19 protein-coding genes, 1 other RNA gene and 1 pseudogene are annotated in these 20,940 nt (G+C 39.1%); 5 read left to right on the forward strand and 16 right to left on the reverse strand.

The window, feature by feature from the left end:
- Positions 1-609: 609 nt before the first annotated feature.
- Positions 610-972, reverse strand: a complete 363-nt coding sequence (locus DVW83_RS10660) for a hypothetical protein (RefSeq protein WP_005876724.1) — start codon at positions 970-972, stop codon at positions 610-612.
- Positions 973-1,046: 74 nt separating this feature from the next.
- Positions 1,047-1,427, reverse strand: coding sequence for a CvfD/Ygs/GSP13 family RNA-binding post-transcriptional regulator (locus tag DVW83_RS10665; RefSeq protein ID WP_104662074.1), 381 nt, complete (start codon positions 1,425-1,427; stop codon positions 1,047-1,049).
- 88 nt (positions 1,428-1,515) lie between these two features.
- On the opposite strand from DVW83_RS10665, the pseudogene DVW83_RS10670 reads away from it, so the two are divergent.
- A pseudogene (locus DVW83_RS10670) lies at positions 1,516-2,681 on the forward strand (MalY/PatB family protein).
- Positions 2,682-2,787: 106 nt separating this feature from the next.
- On the opposite strand, the gene DVW83_RS10675 reads toward DVW83_RS10670, so the two are convergent.
- Complete coding sequence (locus tag DVW83_RS10675) at positions 2,788-3,372, reverse strand: peptidylprolyl isomerase (RefSeq protein ID WP_137239362.1); 585 nt, start codon at positions 3,370-3,372, stop codon at positions 2,788-2,790.
- Between the two features lie 369 nt (positions 3,373-3,741).
- Between DVW83_RS10675 and DVW83_RS10680 the strand changes: the two genes are divergently transcribed.
- Both DVW83_RS10680 and DVW83_RS10685 read left to right on the forward strand, forming a co-directional pair.
- Complete coding sequence (locus DVW83_RS10680; RefSeq protein ID WP_104660978.1) at positions 3,742-4,740, forward strand: NAD(P)/FAD-dependent oxidoreductase; 999 nt, start codon at positions 3,742-3,744, stop codon at positions 4,738-4,740.
- Positions 4,741-4,859: 119 nt separating this feature from the next.
- Positions 4,860-5,369 (forward strand): phosphatidylglycerophosphatase A family protein, encoded by a 510-nt coding sequence (locus tag DVW83_RS10685; RefSeq protein WP_005876714.1) that lies wholly within the window; start codon positions 4,860-4,862, stop codon positions 5,367-5,369.
- A 94-nt stretch (positions 5,370-5,463) separates the two neighbouring features.
- Here the strand turns inward: DVW83_RS10685 and DVW83_RS10690 are convergent, their stop codons facing one another.
- From DVW83_RS10690 to tadA, 10 genes are all read right to left on the reverse strand, one after another.
- Positions 5,464-6,108, reverse strand: coding sequence for a TIGR01906 family membrane protein (locus tag DVW83_RS10690; RefSeq protein ID WP_123862580.1), 645 nt, complete (start codon positions 6,106-6,108; stop codon positions 5,464-5,466).
- A 1-nt stretch (position 6,109) separates the two neighbouring features.
- Positions 6,110-6,874 carry a TIGR01457 family HAD-type hydrolase gene (locus DVW83_RS10695; protein WP_104660976.1) on the reverse strand — a complete coding sequence of 255 codons (765 nt, stop codon included), beginning with the start codon at positions 6,872-6,874 and terminating at the stop codon, positions 6,110-6,112.
- A gap of 7 nt (positions 6,875-6,881) precedes the next feature.
- Positions 6,882-7,550, reverse strand: a complete 669-nt coding sequence (locus tag DVW83_RS10700; protein ID WP_104660975.1) for a YutD family protein — start codon at positions 7,548-7,550, stop codon at positions 6,882-6,884.
- Positions 7,551-7,586: 36 nt separating this feature from the next.
- Entirely contained in the window at positions 7,587-8,969 is a 1,383-nt protein-coding gene (locus DVW83_RS10705; protein WP_104660974.1) for a bifunctional metallophosphatase/5'-nucleotidase, read from the reverse strand.
- A 199-nt stretch (positions 8,970-9,168) separates the two neighbouring features.
- Complete coding sequence (locus DVW83_RS10710; protein WP_104660973.1) at positions 9,169-9,489, reverse strand: PTS sugar transporter subunit IIB; 321 nt, start codon at positions 9,487-9,489, stop codon at positions 9,169-9,171.
- Between the two features lie 32 nt (positions 9,490-9,521).
- Positions 9,522-10,952 carry a 6-phospho-beta-glucosidase gene (locus DVW83_RS10715; RefSeq protein ID WP_104660972.1) on the reverse strand — a complete coding sequence of 477 codons (1,431 nt, stop codon included), beginning with the start codon at positions 10,950-10,952 and terminating at the stop codon, positions 9,522-9,524.
- Positions 10,953-10,969: 17 nt separating this feature from the next.
- Positions 10,970-12,325, reverse strand: a complete 1,356-nt coding sequence (locus DVW83_RS10720; protein WP_104660971.1) for a PTS sugar transporter subunit IIC — start codon at positions 12,323-12,325, stop codon at positions 10,970-10,972.
- 433 nt (positions 12,326-12,758) lie between these two features.
- A complete protein-coding gene (locus DVW83_RS10725) occupies positions 12,759-13,517 on the reverse strand; it encodes a MurR/RpiR family transcriptional regulator (RefSeq protein ID WP_104660970.1) in 759 nt (252 codons plus the stop codon).
- A 529-nt stretch (positions 13,518-14,046) separates the two neighbouring features.
- Positions 14,047-14,133, reverse strand: an RNA gene (gene ffs, locus DVW83_RS10730) — signal recognition particle sRNA small type.
- Positions 14,134-14,147: 14 nt separating this feature from the next.
- A complete protein-coding gene (gene tadA / locus DVW83_RS10735; RefSeq protein WP_373412802.1) occupies positions 14,148-14,663 on the reverse strand; it encodes a tRNA adenosine(34) deaminase TadA in 516 nt (171 codons plus the stop codon).
- 105 nt (positions 14,664-14,768) lie between these two features.
- Between tadA and DVW83_RS10740 the strand changes: the two genes are divergently transcribed.
- Entirely contained in the window at positions 14,769-15,620 is an 852-nt protein-coding gene (locus tag DVW83_RS10740) for a helix-turn-helix domain-containing protein (RefSeq protein ID WP_104660969.1), read from the forward strand.
- A 701-nt stretch (positions 15,621-16,321) separates the two neighbouring features.
- Here DVW83_RS10740 and nadA read toward each other — a convergent pair.
- The 3 genes from nadA to nadB are packed head-to-tail and all read right to left on the reverse strand — an operon-like array spanning position 16,322 to position 19,720.
- Entirely contained in the window at positions 16,322-17,419 is a 1,098-nt protein-coding gene (nadA, locus tag DVW83_RS10745) for a quinolinate synthase NadA (RefSeq protein ID WP_104660968.1), read from the reverse strand.
- On the reverse strand, positions 17,416-18,261 hold the full coding sequence (gene nadC / locus DVW83_RS10750) for a carboxylating nicotinate-nucleotide diphosphorylase (protein ID WP_104660967.1): 846 nt from the start codon (positions 18,259-18,261) through the stop codon (positions 17,416-17,418). Before nadC ends, nadA begins: the two co-directional genes overlap by 4 nt.
- 1 nt (position 18,262) lies before the next feature.
- Complete coding sequence (nadB, locus tag DVW83_RS10755; RefSeq protein WP_104660966.1) at positions 18,263-19,720, reverse strand: L-aspartate oxidase; 1,458 nt, start codon at positions 19,718-19,720, stop codon at positions 18,263-18,265.
- An 89-nt stretch (positions 19,721-19,809) separates the two neighbouring features.
- Between nadB and DVW83_RS10760 the strand changes: the two genes are divergently transcribed.
- Positions 19,810-20,901, forward strand: coding sequence for a cysteine desulfurase family protein (locus DVW83_RS10760; RefSeq protein ID WP_137239364.1), 1,092 nt, complete (start codon positions 19,810-19,812; stop codon positions 20,899-20,901).
- The last annotated feature ends 39 nt before the right edge of the window (positions 20,902-20,940 follow it).

The raw sequence follows: 20,940 nt of genomic DNA on the forward strand, positions 1-20,940 counted from the left end.
AATGTTTGTTGTCTTGAATCAATCAAGACGCCCTACACATTTGGTTTGTCTTACTTTGTTCAGTTTTCAAAGGTCTACTTGAATTGCCGTAGCAACTTTTACATCATATCAGAGTGACAAGTGAATGTCAACTATTTTCTTAAAAGTTATTTTCGATTTCGTTTTTAGAAATCTTTCAGCAACTCGTATATCATAACTTATCTCTCGTTATTTGTCAAGAACTTTTTTGAAGTTTTTCTTGATTAGATCAAGCTTTTCAATAGGTTCTTTTAAAACGACTTAGTTATCTTATCATGTGGCCACCCACACGTCAAGAACTTTTTTTAAAGTTTCTTTTAGAAAATAATCAAAGTCATTTTTCTCAAATCAACGTTGTTAAATTTACCATGTAAGACAGCAAGCGTCAATAGTAATTTTTAGTCTAATTTTATCCCAGATGGTCGGTTCAAAAAGCAATTATTCGTCTTTTACACAAAAGCAATGGCACTATCCGATATATTTCCAGAAAACAATAAGAATTTACTTAACATTCATGCCAATCCAGCCTAAAATAAGTAGAAAAAAGAAACTTGAAATAAATTCAAGTTTCCTTTAGTTTCAACTATTACATCAAAAGAAAGGAACGCCTTCAACTTCGTAAGTTCCAAGAACAGAACGCATTTGACCTGAGTCTTCCCAAAGATATCCTTCGCCTAATTTCTCACTTTGGCTCTTTTGCTCTGTTTCAAAAACAAATAATGGGATATTCTCATGGTTAATATGTGTATTCGTCAACTCCATCAAGTCAATCTTACTAACATCAATATGAACAATTTCTTTCAAAAAGCTAAGTATGTTTGCTAAACCAGTCTTTTCCTCTGAAAGTTCTGCTAACGCAAACTCCAGTTTATCATCAACTGAATGGACTAAAAACTTTTTCGATCCATCCTCCAAATGCAACATGATTGTTCCAGCGACTCTTTTGCTTGCCAAAATTTCCACCTCGATCAATTTGTTCTATGGCTTACGTAAAAATTCTAGCACATTTTCAGAAAAAAATACACTTTTTATTTCTTATTTTCTTTCTGTTCTAATTCCGCCAAAGCTTCACTTACCCAGACAGGAAGTTGCTCTGCAATGGTCGCAAACCCAATTTTTTTGTTTTTATTTGTAAAATATCTCTTTCTTCGATACGGAATCACGGGGCTTTTTTTCTCTAATGTACGCAATGACAAACTGATTTTTTTTGAATATTCATCAATATCAATGATCTGAACCGTTACTGGTTGACCGACTTTTAACAAGCTATGAATACTTTTTGTATAACCTGACTGCACTTCTGAAACGTGGATCAGCCCTTGCGTTTCTTCGTCTAAAGACACAAATGCGCCATAAGGCTGTATTCCAGTTATTTTCCCTTTGATTATTTGTCCAATTTTATATATCATGTACTTCCCTCTCTTCGCAATTATCATTATACTGTAAATGTTAGAAAAAAAGAAGTTCTGAGAAGAATCAAAAAACGGGGGCCATCAAATGAATGAATTTGATAAAAAAATTGCAAGAAGAAATACGGAAAGCGTCAAATGGGATTCGATAGCGCAAACTTATCATGCGAACGATCTGTTACCATTATGGGTTGCAGACATGGACTTTTTGTCTCCTACCAGTGTAAAACAGGCATTTGAAAAGTACGTTTCACATGATCTTTTCGGGTATTCAATCATCAGCGACGAATTGTATCAAGCTGTGATTGATTGGGAGAAAGAGCAGCACGATGTCTCTTTAGCCAAAGAAAATATTACCTTCACTAGTGGGGTATTAGCTAGTTTAGCGGTTGCTATCCAGACATTTACTGAAGAAGGCGATCGTATCTTGATCCACGATCCCGTCTATCCACCCTTTGCATCTATTGTGGAAAATAACCAACGACAACTCGTACGGAGTAAATTGATAGAAAAAGACCATAAATTTATGATGGATTTTGAAGATATGGAAGAAAAAATGATTATCGAAAACGTGAAAGTAATGATCCTTTGCAATCCGCATAACCCCGGCGGTCGCGTATGGACGAGAAAAGAACTGACTAAAATAGCCGCTCTTTGCTTAAAACATGATGTTCTGCTTTTTAGCGATGAAATCCATCAAGATTTGGTTTTTGCTCCTCATACATTCACTTCAATGCTTACTATTGATGAATCTTTAAATGATTCTTTGGTCGTTTTCACTTCTGCTACAAAAACATTTAACTTAGCAGCGATCAAAAATTCAATGGTATTTATAAAAAATCCAACGTTAAAAGCAGCGTTTGAAAAGAAACTTGTGATGAACCAGCAGCATGAGGTGAATACATTCGGCTTGATCGGTACCAAGGCAGCTACGATACTGGTTCGGACTGGCTAAGCAAACTTCTCCCTTATCTAAAAAACAATGCAGAATTAGTCCAAGATTATTTCAAAGAAAACTTGCCTGGAGTACGCGTGATGATACCTGAAGGAACATATTTGATGTGGTTGGATTTTTCTGCTTATGAAGAGGACGATCAAGCTCTAGAACAGTTACTGGTAACAAAAGGAAAAGTAGTATTGAATCCTGGAATTACTTTTGGACCTGCTGGCCACTCGCATATGCGTTTAAATCTTGCATGCCCTAAAGAAGTGTTGTTGGATGGATTGGAACGAATCAAAAAAACATTCGCCTAATAAAAAGAGGTTGGGACAGAAGGAGTTGCTTCTGCTCCCACCGTTTATTCGTTTTTAAAGAATGAGACAAAAGTGTTTCTTACTTTTGTCCCACGCTCTTTTATTCTTATTCTGAAATCTCAATTGTTTCAATTACAACATCGTGAACAGGTCGATCTTGTAGGCCACGTTGCGCATTTGCGATTTCATCCACTGTATTCATGCCGTCAACGACATGTCCAAAAACAGTATGACGGAAATCAAGCCAAGGTGTACCACCTTTTTTATACGCTTCGATGATTTCAGCAGGGAAACCTGCCCCTTCTAATTGACCAAGCATATTTGCAGGTACATTTTCATTATTTACGATAAAGAATTGACTACCGTTCGTATTTGGTCCTGAGTTTGCCATAGATAAAGCGCCACGTAGATTGAATAACTCGCGGCTGAATTCATCCTCGAAACTTTCACCATAGATACTTTCGCCACCCATGCCTGTTCCGGTTGGATCGCCACCTTGGATCATAAAGTCTGGAATAACACGGTGGAAGATTACACCGTCATAGTATCCTTTTTTAGCTAATTCGATAAAGTTTTTGACAGTTTTTGGCGCTAATTCAGGAAATAATTGTACCGTGATTTCTCCTCGATTTGTTTTAATAACTGCTTTTGGACCCTTCTCATTTGCTAGATTCAATTGTGGGAATGCCATAGTATTTTCCTCCTAATGTTTATTACTACAAATGCAATAATAACATATTCTATCTAGTCACTGTTAAATGAAACACAAGAAAAATCAAAAGACTAGGTTCCATAGTTTAAAACGATTATATATCTTTTTCTGAAATGCGGATACTTATCTATTTGCTTATAAGCGGGTCTTATCCTCGAAACAAGTATCATACTAGAAGCACTAGTATTCGTAAATATCACATCTCTAACTGAACGAACAATTCTCGCAATAAGTGAGAAAAATTCTTATTGCTTTTTTTCAAATTCATTTATTTTTAACTGTTAACCTATTGGAGAAGAATTCTCAATTAAATTCTGCTATAGTGTGTCTATGGGGAGGAATCATTTTATGGAAATCTACGATATTACAATTATTGGTGCTGGTCCAGTAGGTATGTTTGCAGCCTTCTACGCAGGTATGCGGCAAGCGAAAACAAAGATTATTGATAGTTTACCTCAATTAGGAGGGCAATTATCGACACTTTACCCTGAAAAATATATCTATGACATTCCTGGGTACCCGGCAATCAAAGCGAGTGAACTGGTAGGAAATCTTGAAAAGCAATTGACAACGTTCAATCATACCTTTCAATTAAATGAAGAAGTTCTTTCAATCTCAAAGGATGAAGATATCATTGAAATTACTACAACAAAAGGAATCCATTATTCTAAAGCAGCAATTTTAACTTTGGGGAATGGCTCTTTTCAACCTAGAAAATTGAATTTACCTGATGCAACCACTTACGAAAACCATGGCATTGATTATTTTGTAAATGATTTGATGAAATATGCAGGAAAAAAAGTCGCAATTGCTGGTGGCGGCGACTCCGCAATTGACTGGGCTTTGATGCTTGAACCCATCGCAAGTGAAGTTTATTTGATCCATCGGCGTTCAGAATTCAGAGGCCATGAACATAGTGTGAACCTATTAAAGTCTTCTTCTGTCAATCTATTGACTCCCTATCTTATCGAGAGTTTATCTGGCGAAAATGGTGAATTAACAGATATCCGTTTGCAGATGGTCAAAAGTGAAGAAACAATCGATTTGATGGTTGATTCCTTAATTGTTAATTACGGATTTACATCGAATCTCGAACATCTCGCTACGTGGGGGCTCGAAAGCTCAAGAAATGCTATTGCTGTAAATTCCGATATGTCTACTTCTGTTCCCGGTATCTATGCGGCGGGAGATATCTGCTCTTACGATGGGAAAGTAAAGTTGATTGCGACTGGTTTTGGTGAAGCTCCAACTGCTGTTAATAATGCGCTACATTTCATCAATCCTAAAGATCGAGCACAACCTGGGCATAGTACAAGTCTATACGACAACACGATGCGAAGAAAATAACTATTTTTCAGATGATATAAGTACAAGCTGGCAGGGTTATCTCAAATGATCATTTTTTACTTTTTCATCCCAATGAGCTACCATTAACTTGATAGGAAATGGTAAAAAAGGAGGAACACATGGTTATAAAAACTGAAACTTTAGAAGAAAAAGCACGGGATCTATTGAAAGAGCGTGGCGTAGAAACAGCTGACATTGCAGAATTAGTGATGTTTTTACAAAAAGATTATATCTCTGATCTTACTTTGGCGGATTGCATCGAAAGTATCAATGCTGTTTTAACGAAACGGGAAGTGCATAACGCGATCATCACAGGTGTGCAATTGGATATCTTAGCTGAAGAAAACAAATTGATGGCTCCTTTACAACATATTATTGAAGATGATGAAGGACTGTATGGGATAGATGAAATATTAGCGTTATCGATCGTGAATGTCTACGGAACGATTGGCTTTACGAACTATGGCTACATTGACAAAGTAAAACCTGGCATCTTAAAAAAATTAAACAGTCATGATGGAAAAAACGTGCATACATTTTTAGATGATATCGTGGGAGCGATTGCTGCTTCTGCTGCTAGTCGTCTCGCGCATCAAGAACCAGAAAAGCGGAGCCGATTAACTCAGTAATATAAATCTATAAGAAGTCAATGAAAGCTGAAACTTGATCGTAAAAAAGGAAGGAACTCTGCTAACGTCTATACGTTGTGTGAGTCCTTCCTTTTTATTTTTCTTTTTTTAATTCTCTTTTTCCAATAAAAATGAACAATGCAAAAAACAGTTCAATTAAAACAAAAAACAAAATAAAACTATGCATAAAAAACTGTTCTGGCAATACATTGATGATTGGATCAGTAGCTGGATTGAATAACCAGTCTTCATTATTAAAAATGGTTTCATGAAAAAGAATGAAGAAACGATCGAATCCTATCGCCATGAAAAAACCTAATACGATCGGTATGAACATGCCAATCTGGAATGGGCGGATCAAACGCCAAAATCGTTTATTTTTCTTCAAGTAAACAAGAAAATAAACACTAGGAATCAACGTAACGGCCAATACAAGATAATCGATCAGAAAAAGCCGTTTGACTTCGAAAAAGTGATGCGCACCACTTGCTGATACTGGAAAATCAGGTAATCTTAATCCTTTTTCAAACGGATTATTCAAATACCCCATCAAATGATCAAAGTTCTTTAACAATGTATCCTGATCAAGCGTTGTATATCTTAGGATATTCAAATGATCGATATCAAACACATACAACGGGCGAAAGTTGATGGTTATAGCAATAGCTAAACTGATCAACAGGAGGAACAAGCTGATTATTCCAGCATATTCACCCCAGATCCATCTCTTATTTTTCATATTAGAAACTCCAGTCGTCTAAAAAATCCAAGACATGCGTAGCCGGAATCGGTAAATTAGGAATATCTTCTTTCTTCGTAAAACCAGATAACACTAATAGCGTATCGATACCATTACGGATACCTGCTTGAATATCTGTTTCATAATTATCCCCAACCATGACTACTTCTTCTTTTTTCAGCCCCAACTGCTCCACTGCTTTATCCATGATGACTGCTTCAGGTTTGCCAATGTAAATGGGTGGTGTCTGTGTAGCTGTTTCAACAAAAGAGATCACAGAACCAGCTCCCGGTAGCAATCCTCGTTCTGTTGGGATATTTTTATCTGGATTCGTTCCAATAAAAGTCGCACCCTTTTGAATAGCTAAAGTTGCTTTCACAACCTTCTCATAAGTTAAATAATTATCTAGACCAACAACAACGTAATCCGGATCTGCTTCCTCCCACTCGAAACCTGCTTCTAAAATCAAATCGATCAGACCAGCTTCGCCGATCACATATACTTTATTGCCCTTATTGTCAGCTTTCATATAATCGATTGTCGCAAGTGTAGCTGTATAAACAGTTTTTGGTTCAACGTGGATATCAAATTCATTTGCTAATCGGTTTGCGACTGTTTCTGGGCTCTTAGTTGTATTATTGGTCACAAAAATAAACGGTAAGTTTCTTTTTTGCAACTCTTCCACAAAACGTTTACCTGCTGGGATTGGCTCTGTTCCGCGATAAATTGTTCCATCTAAATCAATCAAGTATCCTTTATAACTCATCTCTTCACTACTCTTCCCTTTGTCTTATCGTAAAGTTCGTATTTGATTTTGGTTTTGCTGTATTCACTTTTGGTTTTACTGTTTCTTTGTTTGTTTGGTTTGTATTTCTTTTTTTGATGACCGGTTTTTTGTGATTTGAAGCTACGGGTACTTTCTTCTCATCAATATACGCCCGACCTTGGTTTTTCTTTTTCCTGCGACGTTGTGTACTTTTTTCTTTTTTGCCACCGATTCGCTCGATCACAAAATAAGCACAACCAAAATTGCAATATTCATACAAATAATCTTCTAAAGAGTCAATTCGTTGTTCTGGATGAGCACGCCTATTGTCTTCACGGAAAAAACCTTTTAATCTTAACTGTTCATAGCCCCAGTCACCAACGATATAATCATACCTAGATAATACATCACTGTATCTTTCACCTAATTTTTCAGAATCAAACCCTTCACGATAATTCGTTACAAGTCGATACTGTCTTTCGCCAATCAAAAAATTGGTTTCATCTAAAAAAGTAATTATTTCTCCTTTTACTTTTTCTGGTTTTGGTTCCTCAATGATTTCTTCTATGACTGCTGTAATCTCTTCTGTCACAGTCTTATCTTCACTAGTTTCTGTTATGTTTTTTTCTTTTCTTTCGGATTCAATGTTTTGTTGCTTTTTTTGTTTAGCCGACATGCTTTCACCACCTATCTTTCACATTATACCTTGTTTTTATTTTATTGGATAGTAAGCATTTAGGTAATTGCCTACGACACTTCGAATAAATTCTGGAAATAAGAACTCATTTTCTCCTGCAATTTCAATTGTTGGGAAAAAAGGAATGAACATGAAATGATCAACCGTAGTAAACGTGTACTTTTTTTCCAAGTCTATTGGTTTATTCAGCCAATAGACTTGATGATTTATCGCATCATATGAAATACCGCTATAAACGATCTGACCAAATATCTTACCTCGAAATCCCATTCCTTTCATAGGAAAATTTCGTAAAAAAGCTCGATTTTTTTCAATTTCTAATACTAAACGTATCAAATCACTTCCTTTGAGCGTAACATTCAACAGATGCATTGGATGAGGTAATGCCGTGTGGAGCTGATCTTGGTCTACGATGCCCTCTGGGATACTGGTTAAAAACAACCCACTGTTTAAGATAGCACCCTCCGTTTCCCCTCTATATTTAATTGCTTCTAGTGCTTCATGGATAAACGAATATTCGTCATAGATATCTAGTGATAATTCAAAAGGGATTTCTGCCACTTTTTTCTCTGCTAACAACTGATGGCCTCTGTTCAAATATTCCTCGATTTCTTGTTCATCTTCGGCAAAAGACGTCATTGAATCAGTAGGTATCGCTTTAGCAGAATGAGCAATGATCTTTTTCTCTTCATCAATCGTTAAATGTACTTCACCAACATATTGTCCATATTTGCCTGCCGCAGCCAGTTGAACAGTATTGATTACTCGCCCCTCTTTAAATAAATGATGGGTATGTGATCCTAAGATAACATCAATAGCAGGTAACTCCATCGCAATTTGACTATCGTCTTGAATCCCTAAATGACTCATCAAAACCAAAACGTCCACAGTTGATCGTAACTCTTCAACAAGTTCTGGCAAGATGTCATAGGGATTACGGATATCCCAACCATTCGGACTATAAGTCAGAGGAAAAGGTGCAGTAAATGCAATCAATCCGATTTTGGTATGCTCCGGCGTTTCGATCACTTTGAAGCGTTTCGCCCATTTTGGTGGCTGTAACGTATTTTTATCAAATAAATTATCTAACAAAATATCAAAGTTCGCTTGATCATATAGATGATTCAATTCTTTCTTAGCATTTCCCACACCTTCATTGTTTCCTATCGTCGCCGCATCATAACCTACTTCATTCATCAGTTCAACATTTGCTTGACCATTTGTTGCTTCTGATAATGGATGCCAACGGTCAGTAAAGTCACCGAGATCAACTGTGATCGTCGTTATCCCTTTCTTTTCATTTTCTCGCTTTTTTTGATCGATGAACCGTCTGATTTTTGGCCAATTTTCTAAATGTGAATGTAAGTCATTGGTATGTAAAAGAACTATATTTTCCATTTTATTTATTCGCCTCGCTTTATTTAATAATACCATAGGGGATTTGAATGTTCACTTTGAAGGGATTCACTTAACCAAGTCTCTTTTTTCATTTATCATTTATCATTTAATTCGAAACGCACAAAAAAAGAGCTGGTCCAACAAATGTGGCAACTCTTTCAACCATTTGAACAATAGCTACTATTTTTATTTCTAATAACTAGCCATTGATCATTGCTACTGCTTGACCAAGAACTTTTTCACCATTCATCATGCCATAATCCGTCATGTCGATGACATCAACAGGAATCCCTAATGGTTCTAATTTTGCTTCAAATTGCTTCTGCATGAAACGAACTTGCGGTCCTAATAAGACCGTGTTGATTTTTTTTTGTTCTAATTGATTGGTAGCATCCGCGGCTGCGGTCGCAAAGATCTCCACATCAAGTCCTTGTGTTTCCGCTGCTTTTTGCATTTTTGTCACTAACATGCTGGTACTCATCCCAGCGTTACAAACTAACATAATAGTTTTTTCACTCATTCTGATTTTCCTCCTATTTCAAATGAAATATCCTATAACTTATCTCCATTACTTGCGATCACTTTTTGGAACCAGTGGAAAGAATCTTTCTTACTGCGATCCAGTGTCCCTGCACCCTCATTGTCTTTATCAACGTAGATAAAACCGTAACGTTTCTTCATTTCGCCGGTTCCGGCCGAGACTAAATCGATAAAGCCCCATGGCGTATATCCTATCAAATCAATGCCATCATAGATAACCGCTTCCTGCATCGCTTCGATGTGTTCACGTAAGTAATCGATCCGGTATTCATCATGGATCTCACCGTCATCAGCGATTTCATCGATGGCACCGAACCCATTTTCTACGATGAACAATGGTAATTCATAGCGATCATTGAACCAATTCATGGCATAGCGCAAACCAGTCGGATCGATCTGCCACCCCCAATCAGAAGCTTTTACATAAGGGTTTTCCACTAAATCATTGGCTTCATCATAATCAAACGCGGGGCCTTTATCGTGATCCTTGACTGCAAATGACATGTAATAACTAAAGCCGATATAATCAACGGTTCCTTTCGTTAATTGTGCTTCATCTTCAGCCGTGATATCCAGGTTGAATTGCTTACGGTCGAAGTAGGCTTTCATATAGCTTGGGTAACGGCCTTTACAATGAACATCCGTGAACCAGTAGCGTCGTTGCATCGCCACGGTAGCTGCCATCATATCAGATGGACTGCAGGAATAGGGATAGATCGGAACCATGGCGATCATACAGCCAATCTCAAAATCAGAATTGATCTTATGTCCGATTTCGATCGCTTTTGCACTGGCAACTAATTCATAATGAGCGGCTTGATACATGATCTTCTCGCGATCATCGCCTGCTTCAAACCTCAAACCAGAATTGGTAAATGGTGCAAAATCTTCTTTATAGTTGGCTTGGTTGTTGATTTCATTAAAGGTCATCCAGTATTTGACTTTATCCTTGTAGCGAGTGAAACATATTTCAGCAAAACGAGCGAAAAAATCAATCATCTTGCGATTTTTCCAACCTCCATATTCGGTAACTAAGTGATAAGGCATTTCAAAATGCGACAACGTAATCACTGGTTCGATCCCATATTTTAGACATTCATCAAAAAGAGCATCATAAAATTGCAGCCCTGCTTCATTTGGTTCCGTTTCATCCCCCTTAGGAAAAATCCGTGTCCAAGCGATTGATGTACGGAAGCATTTCAACCCAAGCTCCGCGAACAATTTCACATCTTCTTTATAGCGTCCATAAAAATCGATCGCTTCATGGTTGGGATAATTTTCGCCCTCTAAAACTCCGTCGGTAATCCGACGTGGAACGCCATGAGCGCCGACAGTCATCACATCCGCCACACTGACTCCTTTTCCGCCGTATTGCCAACCGCCCTCTAGTTGATGGGCGGCAACTGCGCCACCCCATAAAAAGTTCTCTTTAAAAATACTCATTTGTTTACCTCTTCAATTTAAGCTGTTGCGTTTCCTTCAGCTTTTATATTTTCATTTGCTAAATCTTTTTCGATTTGATCCATACTTTCACCTTGTTCTTGCAAGTAGTTCAATGAATCCACTTTACGAACGAATGGCAGATAAATGAAGAAACCTACTACTAAAACAATTGCCTGTAAAAGAGCTGTTCTGAAGCCGCCAATTAAGAAGCCTGAAATGATTGGCGGTGTTGTCCAAGGTACTACGACCGCTGTGAACAACGGAACCAGACCAGAATACAGGGCAAAGTAGGTGATCACACCTGAAACCATTGGTGTTAAGATAAATGGCAATGCCATGATCGGGTTCATTACGATCGGTGTCGCAAAGAGAATCGGTTCATTGATATTGAAAATCGCCGGTAATAATGCCAAGCGTCCTAATTGTTTAAACTGAGCCGAACGAGCGAACATGACCATGAACATTAAGATCCCGATCGTCATCCCTGCACCGGTTACTGTCATAAATTGATCCAAGAATTGTTGTGTTACGATATGACCGCCATTCGCGATGGTCAATTCTTTACCAGAGTTCAAGATTGCTGTGTTTTCTAATGAATTCGCTGTCAAGATTGGACCCATGATCCCGCTGACCAAAGTTGAACCGTGAACACCGAAGAACCATAAGAATGGAACCAAGAAACCTAACATCATCGCACCGCCGAAGGTATCTGTAACCCCTTGCATCGGTGCTTGGATTAGCTTGTAAATGGCTTCTACAACGGTTGTATTGAATACTTTATCAAAGATTACATAGACAACTAATGCTACCGTGGTGATTACTGCCGCTGGAATCAATGCAGTAAATGAGTTCGCTACGTTTGCTGGTACTTGTTCTGGTAATTTGATACGGATGTCGCGTTTCAAGAACCAAGAGTATGCCCAACCGACGAATAACCCGACGATGATGGCACTGATCATCCCTTGACCACCAGTCCAAGTTTTGTCGATAACGTTCGTTACAACAGCATTTGTTTCTTCATTCGTTGCACTTGAGTGTTGTGTAAGCAAGAAGATAACTAACGCGATCATCCCTGCTGGCAAACCTTCGAAGCCTTCTTCTTTTACATATGAATTCGCAATGCCCATTACGGCGAAAATTGACATAATACCAAATGATGCACCAAAAGCTTCATTGAAGTAAACAGCTAAGCCGCTACTAGTTACCCAGTCAGCAACTGCAGGAATCGGGAAGTTTGCTAAAAGTAAGAAAATCGAACCGATGATTGTAAATGGCATAGTGTATAGCATCCCATTACGCAGGGCAGTAATCGCTTTAGTATTTACAAATTTTAAAATAGGCGGCAATAATTTCTCGTTGATAAAGTTATTCATAAATGATTCTCCTTAATCATATTTTTTTGCTGCGATGGCCATTCGCTTTGTATCCGTTTACAAGTTTATCATAAGCGATGAATCCATCGAATGGAATACTTCTGGAACAGGCAGAAACATGTTCCAAACAAAAAAACAAATTGAACCTTTTTTAAGCTTAATTTGTTTTTTTTTTTTTGAGCGATTCATTCATTTTTTAATCACAATATGTTGTGGTAATGGACTATAAAAAAGATATAACACGTAACTGGTAGCTAGCTCATTTCAGATGAATTCATTTTTCAAATCCCATAAAAATGAAATTATTTTCGTACGCATACGATTCCAGTAAACACGCCGTTTTTTCTAGTAAAGAATGGATCGAGTATGTTCTCTAATAAATAAACTGCTAAAAGTATAACTCGCAAAAAAATAATGCTAAAGGCTATTTTAATCAGTCTTTAGCATTATTTTCTCGCTGATAAGCTTGTTGTGCTAAAATCTCTAAAAGTGCAATAACTGGGACTTGAGTTGTGAGATTAATAAATTCTTCACTAGGGTCGGGACCTGTGATCTCTGGCATGTAATAGGAGATATTGAGGTCGGCCATTTGAGCAATCGTTGAATGCTGATCATTAGTGATGCTCAGTATTTTTGCTCCATAGCGTTTGAAATTTTCAATTTGCTTGATGATCTCGATCGTTTCACCTGAGACAGACAAAGCGATCAATAGTGTCGTTTCTAATCCTCTCGTCGGAACCGGGACAAAGGGATCGGTAATGGCATATGCGTTAAATAGCATATTTGAAAAGTAGCGCGCCCCGTATGTGCCCAAAGTTCCGCTGGTTCCGATTCCAGAAAAAACAAGGTGCTTACTGCCAACAATCAGATAAATCGCGGGATCGATCACTGTATGGTAGCTTTCGTTGTTTACCTTTTTCAAAAAAGTATTCACATGGACGTTCGCATCGTAAAAGGCTTCAAAGGATTGGCCTTGGCGTGAAAGATTTTCCTTCAACGCATATTTGAATTCCGTATAGCCAGAATAGCCGAGCTTAGTTAAACAGCGCAAAATAGTAGAAGTCGACACATGACAGCTATTAGAAAGATCGCGGATCGTCATTCCACCTACATGTTCCATGTTTTCGACAATAAAGGTATATACGATCAACTCCAACTCATTTAAATCCTTCACCTTTTGCGAATCAAACATCGATTTTCAGCTCCTATAATATTTTTTTATATTTCTATTATCCCATAAAAATCAAAAAAACACACAGGCTATTGATCACTTTTTTCGTTATTTAATTAAGTCACGTAAACGAACTATATTAGCTTATAAGGTGTCAGTTCAACTTTTTGTAGCTACTTAATCCGATAAGTGTCTAACAAGATTAGCTTTATCATAGGCCTAACACTTTAGTTGAATGATATAAGACATTCACTTAGATTTAGAGTTGTCTGTCTCAAATGCTAAAATAGAAAATCTGTATCTCCGTATCAACGCCTCGAAACGAATCGTTTGTAGTTTTAAAAGCTTTCGTAAAATGAAAAAAAGAATTTCCCTACTAAACAATCGAATCACTTATTCAATAGAAAAAACATCTAAAGTAGAAAATAAATTCCACCTTAGATGTCCTTCTATCACTCTATCCGTCCTATTTGACAAAGAGAAAAAAACACAGATAAACTGTTAAAAAAATGCGGATAAATCAACTGATTTATCACGATTACGATCAATCTATTCAATCAGACACATGGCGGCACCTGCTTAGTGCTGCTTCCTTCCAGATCTGACACGCTTCACAAGCCCACCATTGTCCTAGCCTTTCGGCAAAGATTATTATAACCCATTTTCATTAATTTGACCAGACTTTTTTGCTTTCTTTTTTCTTGCACGAAGTTCCCGGAAAAAATCTGATAAGAGTTTCCCGCAGTCTTCTTCTAAAATACCGCCTTCGACAAAAGCTTGATGGTTAAAACATTCGTCTTCAAGAAGGTTCATCAATGTACCCGCAGTACCACCTTTTGGATCAAATGCACCAAAATAAACTTCTTTTACACGTGAAAGAATCATTGCCCCACTGCACATCGGACAAGGTTCTAAGGTGACATATAGCTGTGCTTCTTCTAATCTCCAACTTCCGATCTTTTGACACGCTTCTCTGATAGCAATCATTTCTGCATGAGTCGTAGCATCCTGTGTTGTTTCTCGTAAGTTGTATCCTCGCCCGATAATCTCGTTGTCTAGTACAACGATTGCCCCGATCGGCACTTCTTCTAAGTCATGTGCTTTCTTCGCTTCTTCTATAGCCAAACGCATCCAATGTTCTTTTTCTTGCACTTTTTGTTCGTCCACTTTTAAAATTCCTCTGCTTTTTATTTCTTGTTTAACTGTAGCACATGTCAAAAAGGTTGTAACTAGCTTTTTTTCTTATGGTAAACTATAGGAGAGGTGAATCCCATGAATATGACCAAACTGATTGAACTTTATCCCAATGCGCAAAGAAAGAAACATCCCGCTTCTGATGAAAAGATTCTTTCTTTGTTGATAGAAAATGAGTTCTTATGGATTGAAAAAAACTCTTTGTCTTCTCAGGAATTGAATCTTTTGGAAGCGCTATTCCCTAATACGATTAACGCAGCTACTCATGTATGGTATCAGTTTCTCTTTGAAAACAAGCCTATTTCTCTAGATAACAGTTACCGTATCATTCAATTACACGTCACACCTAGAACTGGCTTTCTCAAAAAAGAGTGGCAAGAAACTATCCGCGAAATGTTCTTTTCTCTCGAAGATTTTTTCTTTTATACTGAGACAGATGCACTGATCATTGAAAAAAAACAAACGGGCTATCTTGATGTTACCGAACTTAATGGGATTTTTCTTTCGCTTGATACTGACTTTGATATAACCACACAAGCATTCATTGGAACATTTCATTTACCTACACAAGATCTTCCTGATTTGTTTTTTGAAGAGCGAAAGATTTTCTTACAGGAAAAGCAACATTTGGGTGCCTACAATCGTACCACTACATTGTCAGAAATCGCTCTCCAACATTACACAAGAGAAACAATCAAAAATAGTTCCTTGATGTATAGCTATCGAGAAATACTAAAACAAGCAGAAATGGAAGGAATCATCTTAGAGCTTTGGCGAAATCTAGGAAATATCAGTTCTACCGCTAAAGCGTTGTTTCTCCATCGAAACACGTTGAAATATAAAATCGAAAAGTTTCAAGAACAAACCGGATTCAATTTAAAAGAGGCAAATGATCTCCTTTTTTGCTATCTTATTTTATTGCAAAATTGATCTCTAAATAAGAGTGTGGGACAAAAGTAAGAAACACTTCTGTCCCAGCCTTTTTTTCTTCAATTTCTCAAACCTAAACGACTTTTGTCTCGATCTCTTCTTTTTATTTTTGGGGCGTTGCCCCAATCCCCGTTTCTAACTTTTTATTAGCCATTGCTTTCAGCACTTTTCGACTCTGTAAAAAATACTGTCATCAACATAACCTACCTTTCTATTTTTATTAAAACAGCATACTATTGCTTCTTTACAAAGTTCTTTGTAATACTTTTAGGAATTTAACATCAAATCATATTCGATGGATAACTAAAATTTTCCGCTAGCCCCTCCATCTTGAGCCCTCGTTGGACAGACGAACAAGGTCGATGGAAATTTCTATGCTGTATTTCGGTTTAAAAACACCCTGGATGAAACACCAGTATAATGTCTGCTTCATAACGTTGATTCACAAATTGCTGTTTTTTAGTTTTCTTTGGCTAATTCGCCCAAGAAATTCTTGATAATTTTGGGAAGAATTAGTTCTTCTGGCACGATGCCAAGCCACGGCAGTTCCTAATGAGTTGCTCCAGCGAAAAAAGTGCGTTGAGTCCAATACCGAAAACCAACTACCGCAAACTCACAAAAAGCTAAGAACTAAGGTATTTAGACTATTTCCTCAGCGCATAACTTTTTGACTATTCTGACTTACTACCAATATCATCTGATCAACTTAAGGCTAACATCCGTTCAAGGGCTTTTAAAGCTGATTTTGTGGTTTTTTCATCGACTTTGATTTGGTTGACGACTTCACCGTGCACCAGTTGTTCCAAAGACCAAGCTAAATGAGGCAAACGGATGCGATTCATCGTCAAGCAGGCACAGGAACGAGGATTCAAAAAACTGATTTTTTTATCGGTTAAGGTGTCCTTCATTCGACCAACAAGATTATTATCAGTTCCAATCGCCCAATGACTACCCGTCGGAGCCGCCGCTACCACCTGCAAAATTTTATTGGTGGAGCCATACGCGTCGGCCAACGCCACTACCTCCTGGGGACATTCAGGATGGACAATTACGTTAATCTCAGGGTCAGCTTGCTTCAAAGCTTTGATCTGACCTGAGGTAAATTGTTGGTGCACCGAACACCAGCCATCCCAGAGAATCACTCTTGGGTCAGATTCAGCGGAGGTAATCAATTCATTTTTACGAGGATTCCACAGGGCCATGTCTGATAAAGGAATGCCCATGCCAAAAGCTGTATTGTGGCCTAAATGTTGATCCGGTAAAAAAAAGATTCGTTTCTTCTGCTTGAATGCCCATTTCAACACCTGGGTCGCATTACTGGAAGTTACGGTAACTCCCCGGTGTTCCCCAACAAAAGCTTTCACGGCGGCAGTCGAATTAATATAGGTAATCGGTAAAATTTCAGCAGGATATTTCTCCTGTAGCTGCTCCCAAGCGGTCTGTAGTTGATAACGATCCGCCATATCTGCCATCGTGCAACCCGCAGTCAAATCTGGCAAGATTACTTGCTGATTGTCTTCTGTCAACATATCAGCTGTTTCCGCCATAAAATGGACGCCACAAAAAACAATATATTCCGCCGTTTTATTTTTGGCGGCAAGCTGAGCCAATTGTAAAGAGTCCCCTACCTCATCGGCCAAGGCCACAATCTCATCTTTTTGATAGTGATGAGCCAAGATTAATAGCCGCGAACCTAATTGTTTTTTGGCTGCCAGAATTTTTTCTGTTAGCTGACTTGCTGAAGCATCAAAATACCCCTGCGTAATGCGTTGACCTTGAAATTCTGTCAAAATGCTCATCCTTTTACTCCTTCCTTACTATTAAAACTGATATCTAAAGCTGGTACTGAGTGGGTCAGAAAGCCTAGAGAAATACAATCTGCCCCCGTTCCTTGATAGTGCGCGATATTTTCTAATGTAATCCCACCAGAAATTTCAGTGGTGATACCGTCGGGAACCAGCTGCTGAAATTCCTTGACTTCAGTGAGCGTACGGTTATCGAACATAATCACATCCACCTGAGCCTCAATCGCTGCCTGCAATTCTTCTTTTGTTTCCACTTCCACTTCGATTTTTACCATGTGGCCTAATTGTTGGCGGGCTTTTTTAACAGCGGTTGATATCCCGCCGGCAAAGGAGATATGATTATCCTTTAACATCACCCCGTCGTCTAAACCAAAACGATGATTAAACCCACCACCTTGTGTCACCGCATACTTGTCAAACAATCGCAGCCCTGGCGCCGTCTTGCGGGTGTCGCAGATTTTGATACTTGGGTCAGCGAGACGCTCGCAAGCAATCCTAGTCGCGGTGGCAATTCCTCCCATTCGCTGCCATAGATTCAAGATTGTCCGTTCTCCGGTTAACAGTGTGCGAATCGGCCCAGTGACTTTTGCCAAAATAGTTCCTGCCGATTGATAACTTCCTTCTGCCACTAGCAGCGTAAATTCCACCTGTCCTCCTAATAATTCATAGACTAACGGGGCAATGAATAAACCACAGACCACTCCATCAGCCTTTAGAAGAAAGGTTCCTTCCCCTTGAGCTTCGACGGGAAAGATTGTTTCACTGGAAAGATCACCAAAACCGAGATCTTCATTGAGAAATAAGTGTAATGCGTCTTTTACTGCAATCTGATTCATCTTAATTTTTCCTCCAAGCATGGGCTCCTAAATTTTCTTTGCGTGCCAAGGCTGCTTGAGCAATTGCTTCAGCCACTAAACACAAATTTGCTGTTTCTAATTCAGTTAAACTATAGTGAGCTGGTAAAGATTGAAAATCAAACTGGGCCAGCCAAGTTAAAAATTCCTCGATTTCTGTTGGACTTCGTTGGATTCCCAGCGCTGCCCAAGCCCGAGTTTGCAAAGCTGCTTTATCCGGTAAAGTAAATTTATCGGCTAGCTTTTGAGAAATAGGTGTTGTCGCTTTTGTTTCGTCGGGTAAAGCCACAATCCCTTGGGCTACTTGGTGACTAAAGACAACGCACTCCAATAAGGAATTACTGGCTAAGCGATTCGCGCCATGAACTCCGGTACAAGCGGCCTCTCCGACTGCATACAATCCTGGCAAGCTAGTAGCACCAGTTTGATCCGTAGCAATTCCCCCCATCATAAAATGTGCCCCTGGTCGAACCGAGATCAAATTGTTTTGCCGAAATGAAATTTTATGGCGATCGATTAATTGGGTAATCTGGGGGAAATGTGTTTCAAAATCTTGTACTTCCCTCAGATCCAAGAAAATTTGATGACCGGCTTGATATTCTGCGGTCAATGCCCGTGCCACGATGTCGCGTGGAGCTAGGTCTTGCATTGGATGGACCTCCTTCATCACTAGGCGACCATACTCATCAACTAAATGGGCTCCCGCTCCCCGGACAGCTTCGGAAATCAAGCCGTAACATTTTCCATCCTGGGTTAACAATGTCGGATGAAATTGGACAAATTCCATATCCGCTAAGCTTACTCCCGCTCGGATAGCTAAAGCCGCTTCATCGCCGGTGATGGTTTCGTCATTAGTGGTCAAAGGATACAACCCGCCGATGCCACCAGTTGCTAAAATGACAGCATCCCCATAAAGTTGTGTAGGTTCTCGGATTTCACTTAGATATTCCACCCCGATACAGCGTCCCTCCCCTAAGAGCAAACGAGTCACCGGCTGATTTTCTTTGATTTCCACTTGCGCCAAATGTTCATGGACAAAGCAGGTCAGATATTTACCGGTCTGATCTCCATGACAATGTAAAATTCGAGGAAAACTATGGGCTCCTTCCAAACCAAATTGCCAATTTCCTTGCTCATCTTGATCAAAAGCCATTCCTTGTTGAATCATCTTCTCGATCGCTGTGACCCCATTTTTGACTAATAGGCTCGTTGCCACCGGATCATTATGAAAAACACCGGCTTTGAGAGTATCTTGATAGTGGGCCCGCCAATTATCATCTGGTGACATAGAAACAGCAATTCCTCCTTGTGCTAGCATCGAATTGCAATCGGTCAATTTTTTTTTGGTAAACAATGTCACTTTACATTGCTCCTGTAAGCTAGTGGCCGTCAAACTACCGGCCAGCCCTCCACCAACAATAATTACTGTTTTTGTTTTCATCTTAAATCGATCCCCAATATGTTTGTGTCTTGACAATAATATGCACCTATTCTACCATACATGTCAAGACAGTTTAGAAAGGAGTTTCCATGAACTATTTTGATTATGCGGCGACTACACCTATGTCAGCGATCGCATTAAAAGTTTACCTTGAAACATCGGAAAAATATTATGGGAATCCCTCCAGCAACCACCCCATTGGACAGGCTACTCAACAATTATTGAGCTATTGCCGGCAAGTCTTTAGTGAACTGGTTGAGAAACCAGCCGAAAGTTTGATTTTCACCAGTGGCGGAACCGAAAGTAATCAATTGGCTTTAGCTTTGAGTTTAAAACTACTTCCAAAAGAAAGACGGAAAGTGTTGGTCAGCCCGATTGAACATCCCTCATTACTTTATGCTTTGGCCGCTGATCCAACGATTCGGGTAAAAAAACTTCCCCTTGATCAACAAGGAAAAATTTCACCGGCTGTTTTCGCTGAAGCACTAACAGATCAGACAGGACTGGTGGTTATCCAACAACTCAATTCGGTGACTGGAATCCAACAACCGATTGATGCCTTGGCCAAGATAGCTCGCCAACACAAAATCCTGTTTCACTGCGATTGTGTCCAGAGTTTTGGTAAACAACCTTTACCAAAAGGTATCAGCTCTTTTAGTGCCGCCAGTCATAAGCTCGCTGGTCCCAAAGGCTGTGGCTTACTGTATCTTGATTCAACAGTCGCTTTTCGCCCCCTCAGTCCTGGAACGACGCAGGAACACGGTTTTCGTGGTGGGACGCAAGATTTGCCGGCCATTGCAGCTTTTACTCAGGCGGCTAGTGAGGCTTTTAAGGAAATGTCGCAAAATCTGACTTATTTTCGGAGGCTTCAACAGGCTTTAGTAAATGATTTGCCTGATTGGAAGTTCCTTGCGGGAGATTTTCCGGGAATCCTCGGATTATTTTCCCCCTCACTTGGCGCCAGCGATCTTGTGACGGCGATGGCAGAAAGAGATTTCGCATTATCGACGACTGCGGCTTGCAACAGTCGTGAGTTAGTCGATCCCAGCTTAGCCGCATTAGGACTGGACAAAAATCAAGCAGATCACTTTTTTCGAGTCTCATTCAGTTCAGCGACAACGCTTGACCAAGTCCACCAGTTGGCTCAAACGTTAAGGGAAATCACGGATGCTGCCTCCTAACAAAATTTATAATGTATGAACTAGACCATAAAAACTTCC

Origin of the sequence: Enterococcus sp. VV15 (assembly GCF_005236045.1) — a bacterium.
Taxonomy (GTDB): domain Bacteria; phylum Bacillota; class Bacilli; order Lactobacillales; family Enterococcaceae; genus Enterococcus_B; species Enterococcus_B durans.